The following is a 17,053-nucleotide window of genomic DNA, read 5'->3' as shown; positions in this document are numbered from 1 at the left end:
TTTTTAAGCAATACTTTAGATTTAGATGATAGCAGGCTTTTAGCTTCGTAATCTAATAATTTTTTATAAAGTAATTTTAGTAATACGTTAACATCGTTATGACTAGTAACACTACTTTCATCAATCTCACAAACTACTATACTTCTATCTTCATCTACAAATGAAGTCATTTTATTTACGTTAGTGAATATAATTTCTAAATCATATATCATTTTTAATATCTCGACTAATCATTATAATATCCTTCATTGAAAAGATAGGCATGAGGAATGATGCTACCATCATTTTCAAATTGCCCCTTAGTTGAGGAAAAATAGAAGAAACCAATATTAATGTTAACGAGTAGGAAATTAAAGTTGCATAAGCTGCTCCTAAAACACCATACTTAGGAATAAGGTAGAGGTTAAGTGCTATATTCAATAATGCTCCAAACACATCCATAATTAATTTATATTTCTGCAAGTTTTCGCTTAAAATCCAAATCGTACTGGACACGCCAAGAAATACAGGGATACTTGCCCATGTATATATAGATAAAACAGAAGCAGCCTCAATATAATCTATACCATATGTATTTCTTATTATTAACTCAGAAAAAATTGAAAAAAAGCTCGCTAATAAAATAGCTCCCCATAACATTAATGAGTGTAAAGATTTTGTGGCAATCAGGTATTTCGCCTTACTCTTAGACTTTAGTTTTATAATTAGCGGAAAAACGACATTACAGATAATCACCGGTATGAAATTCATCGAGTCTGAAATTCTTACTGCAGATGCATATATACCATTCATCTCGGCAGAAAGCATGTTGTACAACATTACCTGATCAATTTTCATATATACTGACATAATAAAACCACTAAATATTAATGGCCAACTAGTTTTCAGAAGGTCAGCCGCATATTTAAATTTAACCTTCAAGTTAGTTAAGCTCTCTTTTTTAGAGTAATTCATGAGTAACAAAAAGGATACAATTCCAGATTCAATCATTAATACTATAATAAAATCAAAAAGTGTCCCCCCAGTTAATATGACATAAACCTTAAAAAGAATCCCTAAAGAAAGCGAAGCTATCTTAACTTTCCCAATAATATTACCTTGAACTCGAGACTGAAAATAGTATTCAAATACAAGTCCTGCTTGTATAATAAAAACCAAAGAATATAACATCATAAGAGAAGTATATTCATGAGGATAAAAATACATAACAATAGATAATATTAAAATTAATAACACTGCACCCATCAACCTAAGTAACAGTGCAGTGCCTATATATATATTTTGATTTTTATTTTTTGTTATTTCTCTAACAACTACACCGTCGAGCCCAAGTGTAGTAAGAGCAACAAATAAACCTACAAAACTTTGAATGTATGAATAGACTCCGAATAAGTGAGTACCTAGGTACTTTGCAATCCAAATTCCAATAAATAATCCAGAGAAAATGCGCAGGATTTTTTCGGTTAATTGCCATACGATAGATGAACTTACATTTGGCATCAATTAGCTCGTTCTATCTTATAAAAATCCTCAAGTACATCTACGACTCTTTTTTGTTGTTTTAGATCCATAGAGTGCCATATAGGAAGCCTAACAAGTAAACTACTTTCGACTGTCGTATTTATATCATCCCCAATGAATTCTGTAACTTCTTTTCCATAAGGTGAAGAATGAAGAGGTACATAATGAAATGTTGATTGAATACCTTTGCTCTTCATATATTCAATCAAATCACCTCTTTCTATTAGGCTATTTGTCTTAATAAAGAATATATGTGCATTATGCTCAGTACTCTTAGACATTGAAAACCTCACAAATTTATTGAGGTTACGCTTTAGTAGCTCAGCCTGGTACCACTGCCATATTAACATTCTTTTTTCGGTTATCATGTCAGCACTTTCGAGCTGTTTGAACAAATAGGCGGCCTGTAGCTCTGAGGGGAGAAAACTACTTCCTTGATCAACCCAAGTGTATTTATCAACCGACCCATTCAAGAAGAGACTTCGATTAGTCCCTTTCTCTCTAATGATTTCAGCTCTCGAAACAAAGCTTTTGTCATTAATAACTAACATTCCTCCCTCACCCCCGCTAGTTATATTCTTTGTTTCATGAAAGCTAAATGTACTCATTACACCATGACTACCCACAGGCTGACCTTTGTATGTTGACATTATCGCTTGGGCTGCATCTTCGACAACAAAGATATCATTTGAACGAGCAAACTCCATGATTTGGTCCATATCACAAGGCACACCGGCATAATGTACAACAACAATAGCTTTAGTTTTTGATGTAACTGCGCTCTTGATAGACTCCACGTCAATATTCATCGTGTCTCGGTCTATATCGATAAACTTTACAGACGCTCCCCTTAGAATAAATGCGTTAGCAGTGCTTACAAAAGTATAACTAGGTATGATGACTTCGTCACCGGGTTTAATATCAAGTAGTATAGCTGCCATCTCTAAAGCAGCTGTACAAGAAGGTGTCATTAAAGCTTTTGGAGAGCCAAATTTTTGCTCAAACCAACCTTCACAATTTTTTGTATAGAACCCATCACCACACAATTTGTTTGTATTACAAGCATCAATTACGTAGTCTATTTCTCTTCCAACCTGAGTTGGAATGCAAAATTTAATCATTTTATCTGAATCCATTTTAATTCTCATTCAAAAACTTAGATTTTAGCTCTATTAATTTCCGGCTTCGTTCTCTAATATATTTAGACGGTGAGCCAAAATTGACACTCCAGGGTCTTGTGTTCTTATTCACCAATGAATTAGCGCCGATAGATGTCCCGACTTGAAGAGTCACTCCAGGCATAACAATACTATTAGTTCCAATAATAACGTCGTCTTCAACAATTACTTCTTTAAAGTATTCGTTTTTAAATTCTTTACTAACTAAAGAATTAACCATTGTTTCTCCAGAATAATCATCTGATTGAGAAAAGACTTTGACCCCATAAGCCAAAGTACAAAAATCCCCTATTACTACTCCAGGCACCCCACCCGCAATCAGACACATTGGAGTAATATGGCAATATGTTCCTATAGAAACACGCCCAGAGATAATACATAGATCATCAATTCTACTATTCGACGCTATAGTTATCTTTTTGGGTTCATAAAATATTGCTTTATCGCTTATTTTGACATTGTTTCCAACTTCGAGAAAGCCAATCTTTTTTATCTCATCACGACTCAAATAGGCCATACTAATTACTTATTCTCAACAAATATTTACCATACTCATTTTTTGACATTAATTCCGCACTTGCTTTAATCTGCTCATTTGACAACCAACCATTTCGCATGCCGATTTCTTCTAAACAGGCAATTTTCAAGCCCTGAACATGTTGTATAGTCTCAACGAACGAAGATGCTTCATGCAAACTTTCGTGAGTACCAGTGTCAAGCCAAGCAAACCCTCGACCAAGTAGTTCTACATTTAACGTACCACTTTTTAGATACATGTCATTCAATGTGGTAATCTCAAGTTCACCACGCTCTGAAGGTTGAACTTGCTTGGCCATATTGACTACATTGTTGTCGTAAAAATAAAGCCCCGTAACTGCATAATTTGACTTTGGGTTCAGAGGCTTTTCTTCAATTGAAGTTGCCTTCATGTTCTCATCAAACTCAACAACTCCAAAACGCTCAGGATCTTTTACTTGGTATCCAAAAACCGTACATCCGGACTCTCTGCTCGCTGCTTTCTTCAAGATATTTGAAAACGCCTGGCCATAAAATATATTGTCTCCTAAGACTAAACACACACTTTCGTCACCAATAAAACCTTCACCAATAATAAAAGCTTGTGCCAAACCATCAGGGGATGGTTGTATTGCGTATTCAAGGTTTATACCAAAGTCAGAGCCATCTCCCAATAACCTTTTGAATCCATCATTATCCTCTGGTGTGGTGATAATCAAAATGTCTCTGATACCTGCTAACATCAGCGTTGACATAGGATAGTAAATCATAGGCTTATCATAAACGGGCAACAGCTGTTTAGATACTCCTCGTGTCAGTGGATATAGGCGCGTGCCAGAACCACCAGCTAAGATAATCCCTTTCATTGCTCAATTTCCTCATATGGAATACCGTGACGGTCACTAACATAAGAACCATCTAAAACTCGCATCCACCACTGTTTATTATCTAAATACCATTCCACGGTTTTACGAATACCCGATTCAAATGTTTCTTCTGGTCTCCATCCCAGTTCACGTTCAATCTTCGACGCATCAATCGCATATCGAACATCATGTCCTGGTCGATCGGTCACATTAACAATTAAATCAATATATTGATTCACACCTTCCGGCTTATTTGGTACTAACTGTTCAAGCAAAGAACAAATGGTTTTTACAACATCAATATTTGCTTTTTCATTGTGACCACCTATGTTGTATGTTTCACCTACCACGCCTTTAGTTACAACTTTATACAAAGCTTTTGCGTGGTCTTCAACAAACAACCAATCACGAATTTGCATACCATTACCGTACACAGGCAATGGTTTACCACTTAAAGCATTCAAAATCATTAATGGGATCAATTTCTCTGGAAAATGATAAGGCCCATAGTTATTTGAACAGTTAGTAACAACCGTTGGTAAACCATAAGTACGCTGCCAAGCTCGAACTAAATGATCAGAAGATGCTTTGGAAGCAGAATAAGGACTTGATGGTTCATATGATGTAGTCTCAGTAAACAAGCTATCACTACCTTCCAAGTCACCATATACTTCATCGGTAGAAATATGATGGAAACGAAAACTCGCTTTATCACGTTCAGGCAATCTATTCCAATAAGCACGTGTGGCTTCTAGTAACGTATAGGTGCCAACAATGTTTGTTTCAATAAATGCTGAAGGGCCATCAATTGAACGGTCTACATGAGACTCCGCAGCCAAGTGCATGACAGCGTCTGGTTTATGCTCGGAAAAAATACGATCGAGTTCATTACGGTTACAAATATCTACAGCTTCAAAAGCATAACGTTCATGTGAATCAACTTCGGTAATAGACTCAAGATTCCCAGCGTAAGTAAGCTTATCAACGTTCACAACACTATCAGATGTATTACTTATAATGTAACGAATAACAGCTGAGCCGATAAAGCCAGCGCCGCCTGTTACTAAAATTTTCATTTATAAAGAATCTCCAATATTTTCTGACAAGATGAGCCATCCCCATATGGGTTGTGAGCAAAACTCATTTTTTGATATTCTGACTCGTCCGTCAATAATATATTTAAGTTTGATGTGATAGTATTTATATCTGTCCCAACCAGCTTAACCGTACCAGCTTTAAGTGCTTCCGGTCGCTCAGTCGTATCTCGCATCACCAACACAGGCTTACCCAATGAAGGCGCCTCTTCCTGAATACCACCTGAGTCAGTCAAGATGATATGTGCACGACTCATTAAGTAAATAAATGGCAGATACTGTTGGGGTTCAATAAGGTGAATATTATCGATACTAGCTAATATACGATTGACTGGTTCGCGGACATTAGGATTTAAATGCATCGGATATAGGATTTGGGTGTCCGGGTGCGCTTTGGCAGTGATAGCAAGCGATTCACAGATACGATCAAAGCCGCCACCAAAACTTTCACGGCGATGGCCAGTAACCAAAATTAACTTTTTGTTTTCATCTAAGAACGGGAATTGCGCAGAAAGCGTGGCGTTCAAATTTCTATCAGAATCAATTTTTCCCTTTACCATCAGCAAAGCGTCAATTACGGTATTCCCCGTGACTGAAATATCGTCTTGATTAAAGTTCTCTTTTAAAAGATTTTCTTTTGATGTGTGAGTTGGTGCGAAGTGATATTTGGTTAACGCGCCCGTTAATCGGCGATTACCTTCTTCTGGCCACGGTGAGTAAATGTTGCCGGTACGAAGACCAGCTTCCACATGACCTACTACGATTTGCTCGTAGTAAGCAGCTAGGCTAGCGGCAAACGTCGTTGCAGTATCACCATGCACTAAAACCACATCAGGTTTAAAATCTTCTAGTACTGGCTTGAGCTCTAACAAAATACGCGCGGTGACTTCGTTAAGAGTTTGACCAACTTTCATTAAGTTCAAATCATAGTCTGGCGTGATTTCAAACAACTCTAAAACTTGGTCAAGCATTTCACGGTGTTGAGCGGTTACACAGCACTTTGCTTCAAAGCGATCATCTGCCGCTAGAGCATGAACAAGAGGTGCCATTTTGATGGCTTCTGGACGTGTGCCAAAAACCGTAAGGATTTTTTTCTTAGTCATCTTATGAAGTTTCCAACCGGCAGGTTAAATTAAATAATTGAATTTTATATCGTTTATTCTCGGTCAATTTTAAGGCAGTCGACTTTCGCCCACCCCTTATAAAGCCTAAATTTTGCTTAATTTAAAAAAACCGCCCCAAAAGACCGCAAAACGGCTCTTGTCCAACCTTTAGGTTTGCCATTCATTCGAATTTGGGTACGCTACCGCCCTTAGGTTTAGCTCCTAAAGGCAAGATGGTGCTACTTTTATGCAGTTCCATACGGTTCTAATTAGCATTCTAATGTCAATGTTAGCAACATACGTGTGTATTAACCAGCGTATTCCTTTGTCTAACTTACCAGCCTGTGACCACTTACTCACCCAACGAAAACATTGTTCGTTTAGCAAGTACTGAGGGCCTTTGAAGTAGCGATTTTTTGTGCTGTAGTACAGTAGCGTTTCTTATATCGATAAATGTTGCCGTTTCGGTACAGCTATACGAAGCTTTGGTTATTGTTTACCAAAAATAACACTTTGATTTCTTTACGTGTTAGTCCGTGTAGGTAGTGGCTCAGCTGTAAGGCTAAGAACTCGCTCTATCTCCTTTTCTAAAATCGTCAAATTCTCTTCCATTGTCAGTTTTTAGGCTGGTATCGTCCATGTGCCCTCTCCCTAATTTGATTCTATCTTTTCATCTTCATTATCAGTATTTTCAGTTTTGATTGGTGTCCCTTGCTACACAAAAACTTTCTTTTGAGATAAGTCTTTGATCAATCTTAGTCACCGAGTTCTCATTGCTTGGCATCCTCACCAATCGGCTTGGATTGGATTTGGGCCTTGATACGCACTTCAATCGGGTCGATTTTTCTGTTTGCTTTAAATTCCGCTAAGGCTGAGTAACGAGCATGGGTTGTTGAGGGTCCATAAGCTAAGTGGCTCGTACCATTTGTTCCGATGATATTTCTTATTTGGACTTTATCGCTTGCACGGCTTGTTTGGGCTTCGCTGTTGTTCTTGATTTAGCTGCTTTTGTTGATTCTGAAGCTCTTGTTGGTGTAGATACCCTTTCTGGTTTACATACCCTGTTTGTTTAGAGAGTGGCGACCAACCTGGCTTTACGGCTTCTACGTACTTAACCATTCACGAAATGGCATAAAAAGAAAGGCTGTCGCGATGTGGGGTATAACTTTGTTATTATTCGCAATGAGGAGGTCGAACTTGGTAAGCCGTTGTCGCAAACTGACTCGCATTTGAAAAGACTCAGAGCAGATGGAGGGGCGGCAAGTGATAGTTAAGCAAGAGATAAATAGCTACGTTAGGCTGAGAATAATATGACAAGATGCTTCGCTCCTCAGTTTTGGAACAACGAAATGACGGCATGTGAAAGATACTATTAGGGATTGGGTTTGGGTGAACGAGATGCGAAGTGCTAAGAAAGAGAGATAACGCTGAGTTCCACAACGCCTCCCTCTGTATTCTCCTATCCTTTCTCGCTATACTCCTCGCCTATAGTTTTTCGCCCAATAACGAATAAGAGTTCAAGACATGCAAGAGTTAGTTCCATTTGTTCAAGAGAATATGATTTTAGCCATCGTATGGATCGGCTTGGTTGTTGCCATCATTGCGAACGTAATCAAAACATCAAATGCAGCGTACAAAGAGATCACGGCAGCGCAAACCACACACATGATTAACCGTGAAAACGGTGTTGTGGTTGATATTCGTACTAAAGATGAGTTCAAAAAGGGCCATATTACGGACGCAGTTCACATTTTGCCGTCAGATATCAAAGCAAATAGCTTTGGTAGCCTTGAAAGCCACAAAGCAGACCCTATCATCGTAGTATGCAAGACAGGTCAAACTGCTCAAGAAAGCGCTAACCTAATGGTTAAAGCAGGTTTCGAAAACGTAAGCGTACTGAAAAGTGGCTTAGTGGCTTGGAGCGAAGCTAACTTACCTTTGGTTAAAGGTAAGAAGTAGTTCAAGGCAAAAAGTAAACTGACCTGATTACACGAATATGACTTTAAGGTTTTGTTCGGCTGATATGACGAACAAAACCTAATTTAAATTTTTAAGGACAAGAAAATGGCTGAAGCAGCACAACAAGACGCACAACAAAACTTCGCAATCCAACGTATCTTCCTAAAAGACGTATCTTTCGAAGCGCCAAACTCTCCAGACATGTTTCAGAAAGAGTGGAACCCAGATGTAAAACTGGACCTAGACACTCAAAGCCGTGAACTTGGCGAAGGCGTTTACGAAGTAATCCTACGTCTAACTGTTACAGTTAAGAACGCAGAAGACACTGCATTCCTTTGTGAAGTTCAACAAGGCGGTATCTTCTCTGCAAGCGAAATGGAAGCTGGTCAACTGGCTCATTGCCTAGGCGCATTCTGCCCGAACATCCTGTTCCCATACGCTCGTGAAACGATTTCTAGCCTAGTGGTTAAAGGTACGTTCCCACAACTGAACCTAGCACCTGTAAACTTCGATGCTTTGTTCATGAACTACCTACAGAACCAAGCTCAGCAAGCTGAAGGCGAACAGGCTTAAGTCTCACAGTAGAACTTAACTCTAACGAACGCTTAAATAGCTTATGTTATAAGAAGCTTAGCTTTTAAATGCACATCGCAGCTTCTGCGATGTGCATTTTTTATTTACACTGTATTTTGATAGAGAGCTTTTTCTTCTTAATTTAGAAAACATCTCAAGAACTCTTCGATTTCCCTCATTATTTTTAGGTGGAAGCATGACAGAAACAACTCGCGCGACAGCCGCTTGCGGTCAAGACAGCGCTTACGGTAAAGACATTGCGATGACAGTGATTGGCGCAGGTTCTTATGGGACATCTTTAGCGATATCTCTAGCGCGTAACGGTGCCAATGTTGTTCTTTGGGGACATGACCCTGTTCATATGAATCGCCTTGAATCAGAGCGTGCGAACAATGAGTTTCTACCAAATATAGAATTCCCAGAAAGTCTGATCATTGAATCTGACTTAGAAAAAGCCGTGACTTCAAGCCGAGACCTTTTGCTTGTCGTCCCAAGCCACGTATTCGGCGTTGTGCTTAACAGCGTTAAACCTTACTTAGCCTCAGACTCTCGCATCTGTTGGGCGACCAAAGGCTTAGAGCCAGAAACAGGCCGCCTGCTTAAAGATGTCGCGCACGATGTGCTGGGTGATGGTTACTCGTTAGCGGTTCTATCAGGACCGACCTTCGCCAAAGAGTTAGCGATGGGCATGCCAACAGCTATCTCTGTCGCTTCACCTGATGAAGTTTTCCTAGAAGAGCTCCAAGAAAAAATCCACTGCGGCAAAACATTCCGCGTGTATGCAAACTCAGATTTCATTGGTATGCAACTTGGCGGCGCAGTGAAGAATGTTATCGCAATTGGCGCAGGCATGTCGGATGGTATTGGCTTTGGTGCCAATGCACGTACCGCACTTATCACTCGCGGCTTAGCTGAGATGAGCCGATTAGGTGCCGCTCTTGGTGCGCAACCAGAAACCTTCATGGGTATGGCTGGATTGGGCGACCTAGTACTAACCTGTACTGATAACCAATCACGCAACCGCCGCTTTGGTTTGGCGCTTGGCGCAGGCAAAGATGTAGATACTGCACAAGAAGAAATTGGCCAAGTCGTTGAAGGTTATCGCAACACCAAAGAAGTTTGGTTATTATCAGAGCGCATGGGCGTTGAGATGCCAATTGTTGAACAAATTTATCAAGTGTTGTATCAAGGGAAAGATGCACACTTAGCAGCACAAGATCTACTTGCACGAGACAAGAAGTCAGAAAGATAGTAAGAGCAGATACAGGATTCGAGTAAGCGAAATGCGAAGATAATAAAAGCAGATACGAGATACGGGTAATCGAGATGCGAAAATAGTAAAAGCAGATTGAGCGCTTAAAGAAGGCTGCTTTTCGTTATCCGTATCTCTCTAATCTGTTCTTTACACCTCGTTCTTCGTATCTCGAATCTCGGTTACTCGCATCTGCTCTTATAGCTCTTCGAATCTCTTATCTCGCTACGCGTATCTGGTTTAAATGAATGGATGGTAAAATGAAACACTGTGAACAACAAAAAGTTTGGCAATGCATTGTGAAGGAAGCTCGACAGCAGTCGGAGCAAGAACCTATGCTTGCGAGTTTTTATCATGCCACGATCATCAACCATGAAAGTTTAGGCGCAGCCCTTAGCTACATCCTAGCAAACAAGCTAAAAACAGCTTCAATGCCAGCAATGGCAGTGCGTGAAGTGGTTGAACAAGCATTCAAGCAGGACCAATCGATTATTGATGCTGCTGCTTGTGATATCTGCGCGACGGTCAATCGAGATCCTGCGGTAGAGATGTACTCGATGCCTCTGCTTTATCTAAAAGGCTACCACGCTCTGCAAGGTTACCGAGTTGCTAACTGGCTGTGGAAACAAGGTCGTATTGCACTTGCCACTTACCTACAAAACCAAATCTCTGTCGCTTGCCAGGTTGATATTCACCCAGCAGCTCGTATCGGTAAAGCTATCATGCTCGACCATGCGACTGGCATTGTGATTGGTGAAACAGCCGTCGTTGAAAATGATGTATCGATTCTTCAAGACGTGACCTTAGGTGGTACCGGTAAAGAAGGCGGCGATCGTCACCCTAAAATCCGCGAAGGCGTAATGATTGGTGCTGGTGCTAAAATACTCGGCAACATTGAAGTGGGTGAAGGCGCGAAGATTGGTTCTTGCTCTGTGGTTCTGCAAGCCGTACCACCTCATACAACAGTCGCAGGGGTTCCTGCAAAAATTGTCGGAAAACCTAAAACAGACAAGCCATCTTTAGATATGGACCAAGGGTTCAATGGCCGCTCTCAGAACTTCATCCATGGTGATGGGATTTAAGAGCAGATTCGGGATGCGAGCAACCGAGATACGAAGAGCTTAAAAGCAGGTGCGGGATTCGATTCAGCGAAATTCGAAAAATTAAGAGCAGATGAATATAACTAAATGACGATAATGATGAAACCAATTCGAGCCATTAGCCGGACTCTTCTGATATCTGCCAGCCTTTGTGTTGCAATTTTGTCTACATCGTCATTTGCCGCCTCTCAGGGGGAACTGAAAGGCGTATCGAGTGAAATATCTCGCCAACAAAAAAACCTGTCCTCACAACAGAAAAAGCTCGATAGCCTGCAAGCAAGCCTCAAGAAACAAGAGCTATCCATCGCTTCGCTTGAAAAATCGATTCTAGACAGTAAAAAGCAACTCAATACGGCTAATGCAAATATTGCTAACTTAGACACCAAGATTAAAGCGCTTACTGCTCAGAAAAAAGTCCATACCGACAAGCTAGAACAACTGATTCAAACTTACTACATGACAAGTAGGGCTAAAGCTTCTTCTCACATTCTCAATACTGGTGTTGAAGAAGATCGCATCAGTCACTACTACCAACACCTTGCCAAAGCTCGCTCCGCAACAATTAAAACGATTGAACAGACGCAACTTGAATTAGAAGAGAGCCATAAGCAGCGTCAACTTGAGCAAGAACAGATAGCAACACTGCTAAAACAACAAACCACCAAGCGCGATACGTTAGCCAAAACCCAAACACAGCGTAAGAAAACCGTTGGTAGTATTAAGAAGAATATTTCTGGTGACAAAAATTACTTGGCTGAACTTCAACGAAATGAGACTCGCCTGAAAGCTGAAATAGCGAAAGCAGAAAAAGCGGCTCGCGAGAGGCGGAACGCTGTCCCTATGGATGGGTTAGCCAAACGTAAAGGCAAACTGCCTTGGCCAATTAAAGACAAAGTTCTGCATAACTACGGCTCACGCCAAACGGGTCAAATTAACTGGAAAGGCATGGTGATCAAGGCCAAGTACGGTCAGCAGGTAAAATCCGTTTACTCAGGTACGGTGGTATTTGCCGAGTATCTGCGAGGTTATGGTTTAGTAGTACTGCTTGATCACGGTAAAGGCGATATGACGCTCTATGGCTTTAACCAAGCGCTTTTAAAGAAAGAAGGTGACAAGGTTGAAGCGGGTGAAGCTATTGCGCTTGCTGGTGACACAGGCGGCCAAACGCGCCCATCACTGTACTTTGAGATTCGCAGAAACAGCCAAGCTCAGAACCCGAAGAGTTGGCTGGTTCGATAAAGAGCAGATACGGGATACGAGCAACCGAGATGCGAAGAGCTTAAAGCATAATCGGGTGTGAATGTTCCGGATACAGAAGGTTTAAGAGTAGGTTCGAGGAAAAGGTACTAATTAATCTTGAGCAACCCAAAAGAGTTAAGAGGCCTTGAACTAGTCACTTACAAAACTTCGTCATTCCAGAATTGAGGAACGAAATATCTGGAATCTCGCTACTACATTGTTAGCCTCAAAGATAAAGAGAGATTCCCTATCACGCTCGTACCTCGCTGTAGGGAATGACGTCGCGGTTCATATCCCCCCACTCAAATCTGCTCTTCCCCGTTCTTCGTATCTCGAATATCGGTTACTCGCATCTGCTCTTGTAGCTCTTCGAATCCCGTATCTCCCTTACTCGTACCTTTCTACTTTGAGTTCAAAGCCCTTACACCATCTTCCAACAATGTCAGCTGTTCAAAACCTTGCGCGGTCGCAATTGGTTTAACGGTCGCGATCATCTGCAACATGCCTTGATGTACCACTTGCTCTGTAATTTGAGCTTTTGGAGACATCGCAGATTGATAGGCTAACCAGCCCGATGCGATCAAGTGAAGGGAAGTAACCATCGACTTCATTTCCGCATCCGTTGCTTTAAGCAAGTTCAACTCAACAAAGGCTCTCATAATATCGACAAGGTTGGTTTGCAATCTTTCTTGCACAGCCATGTAATCAAGGTGGAGTTTTTCATCACGTGACAATATTTCAGGCAGATTCGCATAGAAGAATCGGTACTTCCACATCAGTGTGAAGATAGAATCTAAGTAGGTCTTTAGTAGCGTCAGACTTTCTTGCTGGCCTCGAATCGGCGTGAACCTTTCAAGCAACTCTGTTGAATAGAGAGTAAAGATATCACGGACAATTTCTTGCTTGTTGCGGAAATGGTAGTAGAGGTTACCAGGGCTAATCTCGATATGCTCAGCAATATGATTGGTCGTAATACTACGCTCACCGTGCTCATTAAAAAGCTCTAGAGCAGCGTAAACAATCTTGTCACGTGTTTTCATTAGTTATTAGTATCCCTATCCGTTTAGGGGTTCAGTATATCGCCACTAAACGGATAGATCGAGCTGTTAACATCTGGTCTAATTAGCATTAGCTAAAATAGAGCCGAATCAATCACTGCCAAACAGATCTCGTGTGTAAACCTTGTCTGCTACGTCTGCGATCTCTTCTACCATTCGATTAGAAACAATCACATCGGACACCGCTTTGAACTCAGCAAGATCAGAATAGACTTTCGAGTTAAAGAAGTGCTCTTCTTTCAATACCGGTTCAAACACAACAACTTCGATACCTTTAGCTTTCAAGCGCTTCATGATCCCTTGAATTGAAGAAGCACGGAAGTTGTCCGAGCCTGCCTTCATGATCAAGCGATAGATGCCGACCACTTTAGGAGAACGCTTGATGATTGAATCCGCAATAAAATCTTTGCGGGTACGGTTAGCATCAACAATGGCACCGACAATGTTGTTTGGTACATCTTGGTAGTTCGCTAATAGCTGTTTGGTATCTTTGGGTAAGCAGTAGCCACCGTAGCCAAACGAAGGGTTGTTGTAGTGACTGCCAATTCGAGGGTCTAAGCCAACACCTTCTATGATCTGACGAGAATCCAAGCCATGCGCTTCCGCGTAAGAATCAAGCTCATTGAAATAAGAAACTCGCATCGCTAGATAAGTATTTGAGAATAACTTTACTGCTTCTGCTTCCGTTGAGTGAGTAAACAGTACGTCGATGTTTTCTTTTTCCGCACCTTCCACAAGAAGATTCGCAAACACTTTAGCGCGTTCAGAACATTCACCAACGATAATACGTGATGGGTGTAGATTATCGTACAGGGCCTTGCCTTCACGCAAAAACTCCGGTGAGAACATGACGTTTTCGCAACCTAATTCTTCACGGATCTGTTCAGTGTATCCCACAGGAACCGTTGATTTGATCACCATTACCGCATTGGAATTTATGCTCATAACATCTTTAATAACAGATTCAACGGAGGAGGTGTTGAAATAGTTACTTTTAGGATCATAATCTGTTGGTGTTGCAATAATGACAAATTCGGCATCTTTGTAAGCTGACTTATCGGTTGTGGCTTTGAAGTGCAGCTCCTTACTCGATAAGAAATGCTCGATTTCACTATCGACAATCGGTGACTGCTTATTATTAAGCATGGTTACTTTTTCTTCAACAATATCAATAGCGACAACTTCATGGTTTTGAGCCAATAACATTGCGTTTGATAAGCCAACATATCCTGTACCAGCGACTGCAATTTTCATGATAATACCTATAGTTTTGAGTAATTAACTCAACAAAATTTATAACTTAGCTTGCCTTATCATACTCCGGTTGAGGAATTATTCCACTAGCCCGCCTTATCCATTCCTTGCTATACTCATGATCGTTTTGTATTCAAAAGAGTTAGGGAATTATGATTATCGTAACTGGTGGTGCTGGCATGATTGGCAGCAATATTGTTAAGGCGCTCAATGAAGCTGGCCACAACGATATTCTAGTCGTCGACAACTTAAAAGATGGTAAGAAATTTAAGAACCTTGTAGACCTAGACATCACGGATTACATGGATCGTGATGACTTCCTAACTCAAGTCATGGCCGGTGATGATTTTGGTCATATTGAAGCTGTTTTCCATGAAGGAGCATGCTCTGCTACCACTGAGTGGGATGGCAAATACATGATGCTCAACAACTATGAATACTCAAAAGAGCTACTTCATTACTGTGTTGAACGTGAAATTCCTTTCTTGTATGCCTCTTCAGCTGCAACTTACGGTGAAACCGACACTTTCATTGAAGAACGAGAGTACGAAGGTGCATTGAATGTCTACGGCTATTCAAAACAACAATTTGATAACTACGTTCGCCGCTTAACCGCGGATGCAGCAGCACACAACGAAAAGCTTTCGCAAATCGTAGGGTTTCGTTACTTCAATGTTTATGGTCCACGCGAGCAACACAAAGGCAGCATGGCCTCTGTCGCTTTCCACCTAAACAACCAAATGAATGCCGGTGAAAACCCGAAATTGTTCGCAGGTAGCGAAACCTTTAAGCGTGATTTTGTGTATGTAGGTGATGTTGCGGCTGTAAACTTGTGGTTCTTAGAAAATGGGGTATCTGGCCTCTTTAATCTAGGTACTGGCAATGCTGAGTCGTTTGAAGAAGTCGCCAAGGCAGTTATCAAGCACCATGGTAAAGGCGAAATCGAAACGATTCCTTTCCCTGAGCATTTAAAAGGTGCTTACCAAGAATTCACTCAAGCAGACCTAACGAAGCTTCGCGGTACAGGTTGCGATATCGAGTTTAAAGCAGTAGCCGATGGCGTTGCTGAGTACATGAAGATCGTAAACGCTTAACGGTATATTTCAGATTAGGACCAATAATACACCCTACTTTTAGCGTGTATTATTGGGAATGTCTAACGAATATAATCATTCCCAGAGTGACCGATATTAAGTTAACTCTCTGATTTAAATAATGTAGTGAATGAATGACCACACAACGCAATGATTTTGATCCAAAAGCTTACAATCCTGAGTTTGAATGGGGGTTTCTTGCACCTAAATACTGGGGAACTTGGATTGCTGTTTTGTTATCGTCTTTAGTCTGCTTCTTACCTAATAGCATTCGTTTAGCATTAGCTAAGTTTATGGCTAAGCAAGCTGTAAAAATTAAGAATAAGGCTAACCGCCGGGCTAGAGTGAACCTTGAGATGTGTTTCCCTGAGCAATCAATCGAAGAGCGCGAAGAAACTCTCTATCAGTCATACGTTACTTCCATCTCATTTTTGATGGGATTTGCTTCACTGACACTCAAGAGTAAAACTTGGCTAGAGAATAACACTGCGATAAACGGCCTGAGCAATCTAACCGATATTACAGACAGTGGCGAGAATGTGATCTTGCTGGTGCCACACACATGGGCTATCGATATCCCAGCGGTATTACTAGCATCACGTAACCTTCCAGTATCTGCAATGGCGAAAGCACAAAAGAACAAACTCAGTGACTGGCTGATGCATCGACAGCGCGTACAATACGGCGGTCGTGTTTATGATCGCAGTGGTGGTATAAAACCTTTCATCAAGTCGGTACGTGATGGGTACCTGGGTTACTACCTCCCTGATGAAGATCTTGGCCGTGAGCACAGTGTCTTCGTTGACTTTTTCGCGACTCAAAAAGCAACTATCTCAGGCCTTGGTCGCCTATCAAAACTGAGTAAAGCTAAAATTGTGCCCTTGTTTGCTCAATACGATAGCAGTACAGGCCAATACACCTTGGACTTCTACCCTGCTCTACCATTCCCAACAGGAGGCGAAGAGGAGGACGCGCGTATGATGAATCAATGTATTGAAGACTACGTAAGCAAAAAGCCTGAGCAATATATGTGGATCTTAAGACTGCTTAAGACTCGCCCTGAAAACAATGTAAACCCTTATCATAACTAGTGTTTAATAATCATAATGACTCTTATCAAACGTAACCTGTCCATATTACTGATACTACCTTATTTTATTGCAGTAACAGTCATGCTTGTATTAGATAACGGTGATAAAAAGCTTATCCCATTTATTATACTTAGCATAATTATTAGTATTTTTTT

16 protein-coding genes and 1 pseudogene are annotated in these 17,053 nt (G+C 40.9%); 9 read left to right on the top strand and 8 right to left on the bottom strand.

The genetic code is table 11. From position 1 onward, the window contains the following. Positions 1–201: 201 nt before the first annotated feature. From AB4512_RS02470 to wecB, 6 genes are read right to left on the bottom strand one after another with little or no spacing between them, the layout of a single operon-like run. Positions 202–1,500 carry a flippase gene (locus AB4512_RS02470; protein ID WP_372174310.1) on the bottom strand — a complete coding sequence of 433 codons (1,299 nt, stop codon included), beginning with the start codon at positions 1,498–1,500 and terminating at the stop codon, positions 202–204. After that, complete coding sequence (gene rffA, locus AB4512_RS02465; RefSeq protein ID WP_372174308.1) at positions 1,500–2,657, bottom strand: dTDP-4-amino-4,6-dideoxygalactose transaminase; 1,158 nt, start codon at positions 2,655–2,657, stop codon at positions 1,500–1,502. The genes AB4512_RS02470 and rffA overlap by 1 nt, the downstream gene beginning before the upstream one ends. Before the next feature lies 1 nt (position 2,658). Further along, the gene (locus AB4512_RS02460; protein ID WP_372174306.1) at positions 2,659–3,216 is read right to left on the bottom strand and encodes an acyltransferase; all 558 of its coding nucleotides are present in this window, start codon (positions 3,214–3,216) and stop codon (positions 2,659–2,661) included. A gap of 1 nt (position 3,217) precedes the next feature. Next, positions 3,218–4,081 (bottom strand): glucose-1-phosphate thymidylyltransferase RfbA, encoded by an 864-nt coding sequence (rfbA, locus tag AB4512_RS02455; RefSeq protein WP_372174304.1) that lies wholly within the window; start codon positions 4,079–4,081, stop codon positions 3,218–3,220. After that, the gene (gene rfbB / locus AB4512_RS02450; RefSeq protein ID WP_372174303.1) at positions 4,078–5,157 is read right to left on the bottom strand and encodes a dTDP-glucose 4,6-dehydratase; all 1,080 of its coding nucleotides are present in this window, start codon (positions 5,155–5,157) and stop codon (positions 4,078–4,080) included. The genes rfbA and rfbB overlap by 4 nt, the downstream gene beginning before the upstream one ends. Further along, on the bottom strand, positions 5,154–6,278 hold the full coding sequence (gene wecB, locus AB4512_RS02445; protein ID WP_372174302.1) for a non-hydrolyzing UDP-N-acetylglucosamine 2-epimerase: 1,125 nt from the start codon (positions 6,276–6,278) through the stop codon (positions 5,154–5,156). The genes rfbB and wecB overlap by 4 nt, the downstream gene beginning before the upstream one ends. 911 nt (positions 6,279–7,189) lie before the next feature. On the opposite strand from wecB, the gene AB4512_RS02440 reads away from it, so the two are divergent. The 7 genes and pseudogenes from AB4512_RS02440 (at position 7,190) to AB4512_RS02410 (ending at position 12,401) form a co-directional block, all read left to right on the top strand. Continuing rightward, positions 7,190–7,351: a hypothetical protein gene (locus AB4512_RS02440; RefSeq protein WP_372174300.1), complete on the top strand. Its 162-nt coding sequence runs from the start codon at positions 7,190–7,192 to the stop codon at positions 7,349–7,351. Positions 7,352–7,402: 51 nt separating this feature from the next. Next, positions 7,403–7,513: pseudogene (locus AB4512_RS02435) on the top strand (lysozyme); the annotation flags it as partial. Between the two features lie 289 nt (positions 7,514–7,802). Further along, positions 7,803–8,237 carry a rhodanese-like domain-containing protein gene (locus AB4512_RS02430; protein ID WP_017061445.1) on the top strand — a complete coding sequence of 145 codons (435 nt, stop codon included), beginning with the start codon at positions 7,803–7,805 and terminating at the stop codon, positions 8,235–8,237. A gap of 105 nt (positions 8,238–8,342) precedes the next feature. Next, positions 8,343–8,810: a protein-export chaperone SecB gene (gene secB, locus AB4512_RS02425; protein WP_009847959.1), complete on the top strand. Its 468-nt coding sequence runs from the start codon at positions 8,343–8,345 to the stop codon at positions 8,808–8,810. A 196-nt stretch (positions 8,811–9,006) separates the two neighbouring features. Next, positions 9,007–10,062: an NAD(P)H-dependent glycerol-3-phosphate dehydrogenase gene (gene gpsA, locus AB4512_RS02420; RefSeq protein WP_372083941.1), complete on the top strand. Its 1,056-nt coding sequence runs from the start codon at positions 9,007–9,009 to the stop codon at positions 10,060–10,062. 260 nt (positions 10,063–10,322) lie between these two features. Continuing rightward, a complete protein-coding gene (gene cysE, locus AB4512_RS02415; protein WP_009847961.1) occupies positions 10,323–11,144 on the top strand; it encodes a serine O-acetyltransferase in 822 nt (273 codons plus the stop codon). Between the two features lie 105 nt (positions 11,145–11,249). Next, a complete protein-coding gene (locus AB4512_RS02410) occupies positions 11,250–12,401 on the top strand; it encodes a murein hydrolase activator EnvC (RefSeq protein ID WP_372174298.1) in 1,152 nt (383 codons plus the stop codon). Between the two features lie 401 nt (positions 12,402–12,802). Here AB4512_RS02410 and AB4512_RS02405 read toward each other — a convergent pair whose 3' ends face one another. Both AB4512_RS02405 and AB4512_RS02400 read right to left on the bottom strand, forming a co-directional pair. Then, a complete protein-coding gene (locus tag AB4512_RS02405; protein ID WP_372174296.1) occupies positions 12,803–13,441 on the bottom strand; it encodes a TetR/AcrR family transcriptional regulator in 639 nt (212 codons plus the stop codon). Positions 13,442–13,549: 108 nt separating this feature from the next. Beyond that, a complete protein-coding gene (locus AB4512_RS02400; protein ID WP_372174294.1) occupies positions 13,550–14,713 on the bottom strand; it encodes a nucleotide sugar dehydrogenase in 1,164 nt (387 codons plus the stop codon). Positions 14,714–14,865: 152 nt separating this feature from the next. Between AB4512_RS02400 and rfaD the strand changes: the two genes are divergently transcribed. Both rfaD and lpxM read left to right on the top strand, forming a co-directional pair. After that, positions 14,866–15,807 carry an ADP-glyceromanno-heptose 6-epimerase gene (gene rfaD, locus AB4512_RS02395; protein ID WP_372058101.1) on the top strand — a complete coding sequence of 314 codons (942 nt, stop codon included), beginning with the start codon at positions 14,866–14,868 and terminating at the stop codon, positions 15,805–15,807. Between the two features lie 134 nt (positions 15,808–15,941). Next, a complete protein-coding gene (gene lpxM / locus AB4512_RS02390) occupies positions 15,942–16,898 on the top strand; it encodes a lauroyl-Kdo(2)-lipid IV(A) myristoyltransferase (RefSeq protein WP_372174293.1) in 957 nt (318 codons plus the stop codon). Positions 16,899–17,053: the final 155 nt, after the last annotated feature.

It is taken from the genome of Vibrio sp. 10N.222.52.B7 (assembly GCF_041474275.1).
GTDB lineage: Bacteria > Pseudomonadota > Gammaproteobacteria > Enterobacterales > Vibrionaceae > Vibrio > Vibrio crassostreae_C.
The sequence above is the reverse complement of the archived record's forward strand: the minus strand, read 5'-3'. Positions and strand labels throughout refer to the sequence as shown.